Below are 9,981 nucleotides of genomic sequence, written 5' to 3'. Positions count from 1 at the left end.
CGTGTCGAAGCCGCGGGGTACCCCCACCCGCCCTAAGTAGGTCCGCCGACCATCCCGACCGCCCGGGCCCCCGCCACCGCGCCAGGGCGGGCGCCGGGCCGGGCTCTGCCCGCACAAGTCCGTGGTGAGGGGGCCCGATGAGCTATGACCTGGGCGCAGTCGTCCCGCTGGGCACGAAGGTGCAGGACGCCTCGGGGGTGCCGGCCAACGCCGGGAACATGCGGCTGACCATCACCCTGCCCGACGACACCACGACGGTCGTCGACCCGGTCACGCCGGCGTCCACGGGCGTCTACACCCGCGGCTACCAGACCGTGCAGTCCGGGCTGCACCAGGTGCGATGGCTGGCCACGGGCGCCAATGCGTGCGCGTCCACCGACGTGTTCGACGTGCGCCCGGCCTCGCCGCCGATGCTGTTCTCCCTCGCCGATGCCAAGGATCAGCTGGCCATCCCCGCCACCTCGACAGGTGACGACGACGAGATCCGGGACTACATCGCGGCCACCACCGTGGCGGTCGAGTACTTCGTGGGCCCGGTCGTCCGGCGCGCCGTGCAGCAGGTATTGCAGGGCGGCCGGGACACGTGGGTGCTCCACACGACGCCCGTGCTCAGCATCACCTCCGTCACGCCGTTGCAGACCTGGCAGCAGACCATTGCCGTGAACGTCCTGGACGTGGACACGAACACCGGCATCGTGCGCCGCACGGACAGCCTCTGGTTCTTCTCCGGCGACTACCGCGTGCTCTACCAGGCGGGCCGCGCCACTGTGCAGCCGAACGTGAGCCTCGCCGGAAAGCTGATCCTGCAGCACCTGTGGCGCACCCGGTACGGGGCCGCGCGGGGCGCGTCGAGCGCCGACGACTGGAACACGACCGAGCAGGTGCCGGGCTTCGGCTACGCGATCCCCAACCGTGCCCTGCAGCTGCTTCAGAACGACCGGCAGTTGGACGGTTTCGCATGATGACCTCCCGCGTGCCGGCGGCCGTCGATGCCCTGCTGGCCATCCTGACCGCGGCCCCAGCCTTCGCCGAGGTGGACGTCGTCGACGGTCCGGCGGCCGTCAACTACACCCGGCTGAAGCGCCTGTACGTGGGCTGGCAGCCCACCTCGGCGGCGGCCGTGTCCCTCACCCAGGACTTCAACGCGGCCGGCGCACGTACCCGGGACGAGGCGTTCGCGATCGCCTGCTACGCCGAGGCCCGCGCGGGCGACACCGTCATGAAGGACCGGCGCGACGAGGTGTTCGCGCTCGTCGGCGAGGTCGAGACCGCGCTGCGTGCCACCAACTCAGCGCCGACGGCGCCCACCTTGAACGGCGCGGTGCTCTGGGCGCACCTGACCGCAGGCGACCTGACCCAGGCGCAGGAGGAAGGCAGCCTCGCCGGGCTCGCTTTCACGGTGACCTGCCAGGCCCGTATCTGATCCACCCACCCGAGAAGGAGTACAGCCATGGCGCGTGTGCGCTACCTGGGCCCGGAGCCGGTGACCGTGCCCGAACTCGGCGACCGCGAGGTCCAGCCGGACGAAGTGGTCGAGGTGCCCGACGAGAGGTTCGAGGGCTACGTCTGCCAGCCCGCGAACTGGGAGTCCGTCGAGGAGCCCGGCGCGAAGAAGAAGACCAGCGCGGCCAAGGCGTCGCAGAACCAGGAGGGCTGATCCATGGCGATCGGATCCGGGCTCGGCGCCCAGCTCGGCATCAGCGCCGAGTCGACCTACGGCACGTTTGTGGCCCCGGCGAAGTTCGTCGAGTTCACCAAGGAATCGCTGGTCCTCAAGAAGACGACAGCCCAGTCTGCGGGTATCGCCGCCGGACGTCTGCTGCCCCTGTCCTCGCGGCGCGTGGTGACCCAGACCGAAGGGTCCGGCACCGTCGACATGGAGGTCACCAACAAGGCCATGGGCCTGCTGCTGCAGGCCCTGATGGGGACCTCTGTCACTCCGGTGCAGCAGGTAGCTACGACGGCCTACCTGCAGACGCACACCCTCGCGGACACGGCGGGCAAGAGCCTGACGATCCAGAAGGGCGTGCCGCTGACCACGGGCACGGTGACCGACAAGACCTTTCTGGGCTGCAAGGTCGTCTCGGCCGAGTTCTCGTGCGAGGTCGGGCAGATGCTCACCGCCACCTACGAGTTCGACGCGAAGGCGTGCGACGAGGCGCAGACACTGGCGACGGCCTCGTACCCGTCGATGTCCCCGTTCCACTTCGGCCAGCTCGCGGTCAAGACGGGCACCTTCGGGACAGAGGCGGCGCGGGACGGCATCCGCAAGATCTCGGTGAAGATCGAGCGCCCGCAGGCCGTCGACCGGTTCTATGCCGGGCAGGCCGGCACGAAGAAGGAGCCCATCTCCAACGACCAGGTGAAGATCACCGGATCGATCGAGATGGACTACGTCGACACCACCCTCGACGACCTGCACACCTCGGATGCCGCGACGTCGCTGGTGGTCGAGTTCATCGGCCCGATCATCGCGTCGACGTACACCGAGACGTTCCGGATCAAGCTGCCCGCGATCCGCTTCGACGACGCGCCGCCGACCGTCGAAGGGTTCGCTGTCGTCAAGCCGACGCTGAACTTCACGGGTCTGTACGACGGCACGAACCAGCCGGTCATCGAGTACATGTCGACCGACATCACCCTGTGAGCCCACGGTGGTTCAGGACATCCGCATAGTCGGCACCGGCCAGCTGCTCGAACTCCAGCGGCGGCTGCGCCGGGCCGGCCACGAGAACATCCGCTCCAGCATGCAGCGCCGCATCCGGCGTGCGGCCGAGCCGCTGCGCGACGACCTCCAGGACGCCGTGCGGAGCCAGCCTCTGCAGTCCACTGGGCGCGGTGTCGGTAAGCGCGGCGGCCGATCTCCAACGACCCGGCCGTTCCGCGAGGCCATCGCCCAAGCCATTCGCATCAGTGTTCGCACTACGGGCGACCCGGGCGCACGGGTCTGGCTGGACAAAGGACTTCTCCCGCCGGACATCCCGGTCGCCGTGGTGAACCAGATGAACGACCTCGGCCGGCTGCGCCACCCGGTGTTCGGCAACAGGAGGCGCTGGTCGCAGCAGTCCGCCAACCGCGGCTTCTGGGACAAAACCGCGCGCGCCCATGTCGACCGCATCAACAGCGAGGTCGCCCGCGTCGCGGACGACGTGCGCCGTCACCTCGAATAGGAGCACCATGATCATCGTCTACAGCCCGGCGGACGGCGAGAAGGAAGAGTTCGACGCCAGCACCCTGCGCGTCTCCGAGGTGTCGATCGTCCAGCGGACCGTCGACATGAAGTGGGACGAGATCAAGGCCGGGCTCGCCAACGACGACCCCGAGGCCATGCGCGGCGTGGCATGGGTGATCAAGAAGCGCAGTAATCCGCCCCTTCGCTACGCCGACTTCGACCCCAGCATCGACGAGATCGACACCCGCCTCGACAAGAAAGAGGTCAGGGCCTGGATCGAGGGGGCCCTCTCCTTGGCGGCCAGCAATCCGCAGGCCACCAGTGCCGACATCGCCGACGCCCTGAGTGGTCTGCCCGCCGTCGCGCAGGATCCCGAGCACGCGCGCCAGCTCATCGCCGAGATGACGCAGGACCCAAAAGAGGACCCGGCCGCGCCACAGGAGGCGGCAGCGGAGGCGAGCGACTCGGACCGGAGCCAGACCCCGACGTCGACCACGCCCGCACCGACTACCTCGGACTCTTCGCCCACATCCTCCACATCCCGCCGCAGGAAGTCGACGACCTGAGGGTCGAGGACTTCTACAGCCTCATCGCCTGGATCGACACCAACCAGGCACGCGCTGCCGAAGGGGGATGACCCGTGCGTCTCGACTTCACCCTCGTCGGCCGCGACCACCTTTCCCGCGTCCTGGACCGGGCAGGGGACGCCAGCAACCGGCTCGGCCGCCGCCTGCTGACCACCAGCATCAACGGCGACGCCGCGATGCGCCGCATGACCCACAACACGACCCGCTACCTCGCCGGGATGCAGCGGGACTCGGAGGCCGGCGGCAAGGCCCTTGAGGAGCTGAAGAAGGCCACGATGCTGCTGGCCCCGGCAGCGATCCCCGCCGCCGCCTCGCTCCTGCCGATCGCGGCGGGCGCGGGTGCAGTGGCGGTGGCCTCCGGCGCCATGATCGCGGCGATGGTGCCGCAGATCGCCGCACTGAACACCGCGGCCGACGCTGAGAAGAAGTACGAGACGGCGGTCACCCAGCACGGTGCCGCCTCCGCTCAGGCCATCGAGGCGCAGACCGCCTATCAGCAGTCCGTGGCCAAGATGCCCCCGGCGACGAAGCAGGCTGCCGCCGCCCTGGTGACGCTGAAGAAGGACTATCAGGGCTGGTCGGACAGCCTTGCCGGCGACACGATGCCCGTCTTCACCAAGGGGCTCGCCCTCGCCAACACGCTGCTGCCCAAGACGAGCGGCCTGGTCAAGGCGGCGAGCACGGAGGCCAGCCGGTTCGAGACGATCGTCGGCGGCGAGATGGCCTCTCCCGGCCTGGACCGCCTGAACGGCAAGTTCACCAGCTTCGCCCAGAAGACGCTGCGTAACGTCAACGACGAGATCGTCCACCTGCTGCGGGCAGGGCAGGGAACCAACGTCGGCGGTCCGGCACGCGAGTTCATGGACTGGGCGAAGGCTCAGGGCCCGACCGTGGCGGGCGTCCTCAAGAGCGTGGCCACAGCCCTGGTCCACCTGCTGCAGGCCGGAAGTGATGTAGGGGTCGGTCTGCTTCAGGCCGTCGAGGTGGTGTCGCGTCTGGTGTCGGCTGTGCCGCCCCAGGCCATCGCCATCTTCCTGCAGCTGGCCCTCGCGCTGAAGGTTGCCAAGGCGGCGGCCCTCGGTCTGGCCGCGGGCCGCACGGCGCTGGCCGGCTTCGCCACCCAGATCGTCGCGATGCAGACCGCGGCCGCCGGGGCACCCGGCCGCCTGCGCGGGGTCGGTGCCGCGATCGGCGCGCTGTCCCGCAGCGCGAAGGTCGCACTCGTCGGGACCGGTATCGGGCTGCTCATCATCGCGCTGACGCAACTGTCGTCGGTGGGGAAGAAGACACCCCCGGACGTCGACAAGCTGACGACGTCCCTCGGGCATCTCGCCCAGACGGGCAAGGTCACCGGCGAGGCGGCGCGCGCGTTCGGCGCCGACCTCGGCGGACTCGCCGACTCACTGCGGACCCTGAGCCGTCCGTCGAACCTGGACAAGACCCAGCAGTTCCTGACCTCCCTGGTCGGCATGGACTCGACGCCGGTCGCGGAAGCCAAGAAGGATCTCGACGGCGTCGACCAGGCCCTCGCCGGACTGGTGCAGGGCGGCAAGGCGGACCTGGCCAAGGCCGCCTTCGACCGGGTCGCAGCCTCCATGCGCAAGCAGGGCATGTCCACCGCCGAGCTGCGGTCCCACCTCGGCGACTACACCTCTGCCCTCGACGACCAGGCCTTCGAGAGCCAGCTCGCGGCGCAGGCTCAGGGGCTGTTCGGACAGCAGGCGCAGAAGACGCAGGCCGCCCTCGCCGCGCAGAAGCAGAGCGCGGACGGATTGCGCCAGTCGATCCAGGCCCTCAACGACGTGAACCGCAGCGCACTCGGCGGGATGATCGGGTTCGAGGGCGCGATCGACTCGGCGGCCGAAGCGGCGAAGAAGAACGCCGGCGCGCTGTCGATGTCGCACGGGCAGCTCGACCTCAACAGCCAGAAGGCGCGGGACGCCGCAAGCGCGCTGTCCGACCTGGCGGCGAAGACGGACGAGGCCGCGGGCGACGCGCGGGAGAACGGCTCGTCGTGGGAACAGGTCAACGCGATCTACACGCGGGGCCGTTCGGCGATCATCAAGAACGCCCAGGCCATGGGCCTTTCGGCGTCCCAGGCGAAGCAGCTCGCCGACCAGATCCTGAAGATCCCGGACCGGACCGCCACAGTCAAGATGAACAAGGAGGACGCCCAGCGCGATCTCACCGCGTTCAACGCGGCGCTCAAGGCCTCTCCGGGGTCCAAATCGGTGACGCTGAAGACGCTGTCGAAGTCGGGTGAGCAGGTCCTCGAAAGCTTCGGCCTGAAGGTGAAGCGCCTGCCCAACGGCAGCGTGACGGTCACCACGAAGGGCGGCGCTCTCTCGGCGATCACCAACATCGGGGCCGCGCTGAGGGCGCTGAATGGTAAGTCGGCACGCACGACGGTCTATTCGGACCACATCAACACGACGATCTACCGGACCAAGGGCAGCCTGCACGACGTCGTGGGTGCGACAGGCGGCCTGTTCACGGGGGCTGGTTTCCAGCACCGCGGCTACGCCGACGGCGGCCTGGTCGACGGGCCCGGCAGTGAGACCTCCGACGGCGTGTACGCGCCGTGGCTGTCGAAGAACGAGTTCGTCGTCAACGCGAGAAGGACCCGTCAGTACCTGCCGCTGCTGAAGGCCCTCAACTCCGGCAAGCTGTCGCTGGGCTCGCTGACCGGGTCCGGCGGCGGTACAGCGGCAGCCGGTATGGAGGCCGGCCGCGGCCTGGCCGCAGGCATGACCGGGGCGGCCGGGCTCGTCGGCAGGGCGGCCCGGACGATGGCGTCCGCAGTCGAGGCCGGCATCAGGGACGAGCTGGAAATCCGGTCGCCGTCGAAGAGGACGAAAGCCTTGGCGGCGGACGTCGGCAAGGGCTTCATCGTCGGCCTGACCAGCGCCCAAGCCAAGATCAAGTCCACGTCGAAGGACCTGGTCAAGGACATCAAGACGGCGTTCTCCGGCAAGAAGGAGTCCGGCCTGGTCGCGATGGTGGACCGGGACACGAAGAAGCTCCTCACCGCTGCGGCCAAGCGGGACAAGATCGCGGCCACGATCGCCGCGGCCAAGACCTACGCCTCCGACGTCACCAAGAACGCACGCGAGGGCGCGGGACTGTCCAACCTCGGACTGGAGCCGGAGCAGGTCTCCGCCGGGAGCATCAAGGCCGGGCTCGCGGGCAAGCTCGCGCAGGTCAAGCAGTTCACGAAGTACATCGACATCCTCGCGAAGAAGGGCCTCAACAAGGGGCTGCTGCGGCAGATCCTCAACATGGGCCCCGACGCGGGCTACGCCTACGCGAGCGCCCTGGTCGGCGCGGACAAGGGAACCTTCAAGTCGATCAACTCCCTGCAGTCCCAGCTCGACAAGAGCACGACGACCCTCGGGCAGGTGGGCGCTGACCGGCTGTACGACAGCGGCAAGAACGCCTCAAAGGGCTTCCTCACCGGCCTCCTCTCTCAGGAGAAGGATCTTGAGAAGGTCATGGAGAAGCTGGCCAAGTCGATGCAGAAGAGTCTGAAGAAGGCTCTCGGCATCAAGTCGCCCGCGACCAAGATGATCCCGCACGGGATCAACACCGCCCGCGGTGTGGCCGTCGGTGTCCTCGCAGGCCTGCCCCACGTCGACCGCGCCATGCAGACCATGGCCGGCCGCATGACGGGCCGCGCCGCCGTCGCAGGCCGGCCTGCGGTCGCCGCTGCCGGCGCCGGGTCGATGAACGTGCAGATCAGCGTGACCGATGCCCGGGACCCGATCGCCACGGCGAAGGAAATCCGCCGCGAACTCCTCGAGCTGAAGCGGGTGTTCGGGATGAACGTCGAACTGAAGGTGGGGTGAGCGATGCCGCTGCTCGTCGAGGCCGGCTGGGGCGGACTGGTCCAGTACCCGGACACCATCACCTGGACCGACATCACGCAGTACGCCAATCAGGTCCAGGGGGTGAGCATCAGCCGGGGCGCCGCCGACGAGCTGTCGGAGACACAACCCGGCACGGCCACCCTCGTCCTCGACAACGCCGACGGCCGCTTCACCCCGGGCAATGCGGCCTCGCCGTACTACCCCTACGTGCGGCGCAACGCCCCGATCCGGATCTCGGTCGTCGCGGTGACGAAGAACTTCGTCACCAACCCGACCTTCGAGACCGACACCTCGGACTGGGCGCTGGGCAGCGACGCTGCCACCACCTTCGCCCAGTCGTCGACGCGGGCGCAGCACGGCACCAAGTCCCTGCTCATCACGTGGGGAGGATCGTTCAACTCCAACCCCGCGTTCGAGACGGCACTCTCGCCCTGGACCGGGAACACGGCGACCGCGGCCCGCGTCAACACGCAGGCGCAGTCCGGCTCGTGGTCGATGCAGATCACTCCCAACGGCACGAGCCCAAGTCCTCGCGCCGAGTCCGAGCAGTTCGCGGTGACGGCCGGTAACTCCTACCGGGCGAAGGGTTGGCTGCGCTGCGCGACCAGCCGGACCGTCTCTCTCAACGTCAACTGGTACAACTCCAGCAGCAGCTACCTGTCGACAAGCACGAACACGCAGGCTGTGACGGCGAACACGTGGACCCAGTTCAGCGCCTTGTTCACCGCCCCGGTGGGCGCGGCCTACGGGCAGCTCGCGCCTACCGTGCCCAGCACACCGCCGGTGACGGATGTCCTGTACGTCGACGAGGTTCGCTTGCTGAGCGACCCCGGGAACGAGTTCCCCGCCGTCGGCACGACGCTGTACGGGCTCGACATGGGCCAGCAGTACACCGCTTCCTCCTACGTATGGGTGCCGACCGGGTCGCGGCCGGTGAGCCTGTTCGTCGTCGGCATCAACGGCGCCGGGGCCTCCTCGACCACCAATGACGCCTGGCAGCGGATCACCTACACCTTCACCGCGACCTCGACCTCTCACACTCTGCAGCTCATTCCGAGCGGCCACCCGCAGTTCGGTACTCAGGTGTGGCTGGACGCCGTCCAGGTCGAGGCCGGCGCCGCGGCGACGACGTTCGACGCCAACGGCGCGCAGGTGCGTTCCCGCTTCTACGGCAGGGTCAACGAGTTCCCGGTGGACTGGGAAGGCCTGGTCAGCACGGTGCGGATCTCGTGCACCGACCTGTTCAAACTCCTCAACAGGCTGCCTACCCTGCGGTCGATGCTGACCGAGGAGATCGCCAACTTCCTCCCCGACGCCTACTACGCGCTCACCGAACCCAGCGACTCCACCAGCGCCGGCGACCTGTCCGGCAACGGACTGCCGTCGATGGCCATCACCCAGGTCTCAACCGGTGGCACGCTCACCATGGGCACCGACACCGGGCCGGACGCCACCGGCGACAGCACTCCCACGCTCACCCCGTCCACTGCCACCGCCGGCCTGTATCTGACGGTCGACCTGGGCGCAGCCACCCAGCAGGCGCTCACGAACAACGAGTTCGCCGTCGAAGGCTGGTTCAAGACCACGACAACCGGCCGGGCCATCCTCGGCCTGTACTCAGCCGACCTGCAGTGCGTGCAGGTCGTATCGCTCTCGGCCAGCGGCGCCCTGCAGATCGAATGGACCGCCTCCGGATCCAGCACCCTCACCGTGACAACGGTCGATGGCACCAGCGGTCTGGCCGACGGGAAGTGGCACCACTTCGAGTGGAGCCAGAGTCTCAGCGGGAGCGTCGCCGTCGACGGTGTCGTCGTCGACGCGTCCGTCCCCGTCACGGACGGATTCGACCAGCGGTTCCTGCACATCGGCGGATACCGCGGCACGCGGCTGTGGTCCGGGTCCCTCGCCCACGTCGCGCTGTACGCACGCCCCTCGATCGGCAGCGTCCTCGCTACCCACTACGCCTCGGGGATGACCGGGAACGCGGGCGAGAGCGCGGACACCCGGATCGCCCGGTTCTGCACGTATGTGGGCCTGGTCGACGTCATCATCCAGGGAAGCACTCACGACCCGATCGCGTCCCAAGGACCAGGCGGTACAGGCGCGGTGGCGCGGATGCGGGAAGTGGAAAGCACCGAGTCCGGAAAGCTGTTCGCGGCCCGCGACCAGTACCTGATGACCTACCAGTCCCGCGACGTGCGCTACAACCCGAGCCCGGCAAGCGACGTGTTCACCATCGCCTACGCCGACCTGGAAACCGGCAGCACAGAGCTGGCCGACGACGACCAGAAGATGGTGAACTCGCTGGAGGCCAGCCGCCCGGGCGGCGCCACTCAGCGTGTCACCGCCCCGGCCT

General features: G+C 68.7%; 8 protein-coding genes. All 8 read left to right on the top strand.

Annotated features, from left to right (window positions below; all coding sequences use genetic code 11):
- The first annotated feature begins 137 nt into the window (after window positions 1–137).
- The gene (locus ACFWP5_RS48810) at window positions 138–962 is read left to right on the top strand and encodes a hypothetical protein (RefSeq protein WP_384172676.1); all 825 of its coding nucleotides are present in this window, start codon (window positions 138–140) and stop codon (window positions 960–962) included.
- Entirely contained in the window at window positions 959–1,423 is a 465-nt protein-coding gene (locus ACFWP5_RS48805) for a hypothetical protein (protein WP_384172674.1), read from the top strand. The genes ACFWP5_RS48810 and ACFWP5_RS48805 overlap by 4 nt, the downstream gene beginning before the upstream one ends.
- A 27-nt stretch (window positions 1,424–1,450) precedes the next feature.
- A complete protein-coding gene (locus ACFWP5_RS48800) occupies window positions 1,451–1,657 on the top strand; it encodes a hypothetical protein (RefSeq protein WP_384172672.1) in 207 nt (68 codons plus the stop codon).
- Between the two features lie 3 nt (window positions 1,658–1,660).
- Window positions 1,661–2,647 (top strand): phage tail tube protein, encoded by a 987-nt coding sequence (locus tag ACFWP5_RS48795; protein WP_384172670.1) that lies wholly within the window; start codon window positions 1,661–1,663, stop codon window positions 2,645–2,647.
- Between the two features lie 7 nt (window positions 2,648–2,654).
- Window positions 2,655–3,170, top strand: coding sequence for a hypothetical protein (locus ACFWP5_RS48790; protein WP_384172667.1), 516 nt, complete (start codon window positions 2,655–2,657; stop codon window positions 3,168–3,170).
- Between the two features lie 7 nt (window positions 3,171–3,177).
- A complete protein-coding gene (locus ACFWP5_RS48785; protein ID WP_384172664.1) occupies window positions 3,178–3,738 on the top strand; it encodes a hypothetical protein in 561 nt (186 codons plus the stop codon).
- A gap of 74 nt (window positions 3,739–3,812) precedes the next feature.
- Window positions 3,813–7,604, top strand: coding sequence for a hypothetical protein (locus tag ACFWP5_RS48780; protein WP_384172661.1), 3,792 nt, complete (start codon window positions 3,813–3,815; stop codon window positions 7,602–7,604).
- 3 nt (window positions 7,605–7,607) lie between these two features.
- Window positions 7,608–9,981, top strand: a 2,374-nt coding sequence (locus tag ACFWP5_RS48775; protein ID WP_384172658.1) for a carbohydrate binding domain-containing protein, incomplete at its 3' end; no start/stop codon positions are given.

Source organism: Streptomyces sp. NPDC058469 (assembly GCF_042721125.1).
Taxonomy (GTDB): Bacteria; Actinomycetota; Actinomycetes; order Streptomycetales; family Streptomycetaceae; genus Streptomyces.
This window is presented reverse-complemented; position numbering and strand designations above follow the sequence as displayed.

Coding starts and splice junctions, on each gene's coding strand:
- ACFWP5_RS48810 (WP_384172676.1), top strand. CDS start 138: ATGAGCTATGACCTGGGCGCAGTCGTCCCGCTGGGCACGAAGGTGCAG.
- ACFWP5_RS48805 (WP_384172674.1), top strand. CDS start 959: ATGATGACCTCCCGCGTGCCGGCGGCCGTCGATGCCCTGCTGGCCATC.
- ACFWP5_RS48800 (WP_384172672.1), top strand. CDS start 1,451: ATGGCGCGTGTGCGCTACCTGGGCCCGGAGCCGGTGACCGTGCCCGAA.
- ACFWP5_RS48795 (WP_384172670.1), top strand. CDS start 1,661: ATGGCGATCGGATCCGGGCTCGGCGCCCAGCTCGGCATCAGCGCCGAG.
- ACFWP5_RS48785 (WP_384172664.1), top strand. CDS start 3,178: ATGATCATCGTCTACAGCCCGGCGGACGGCGAGAAGGAAGAGTTCGAC.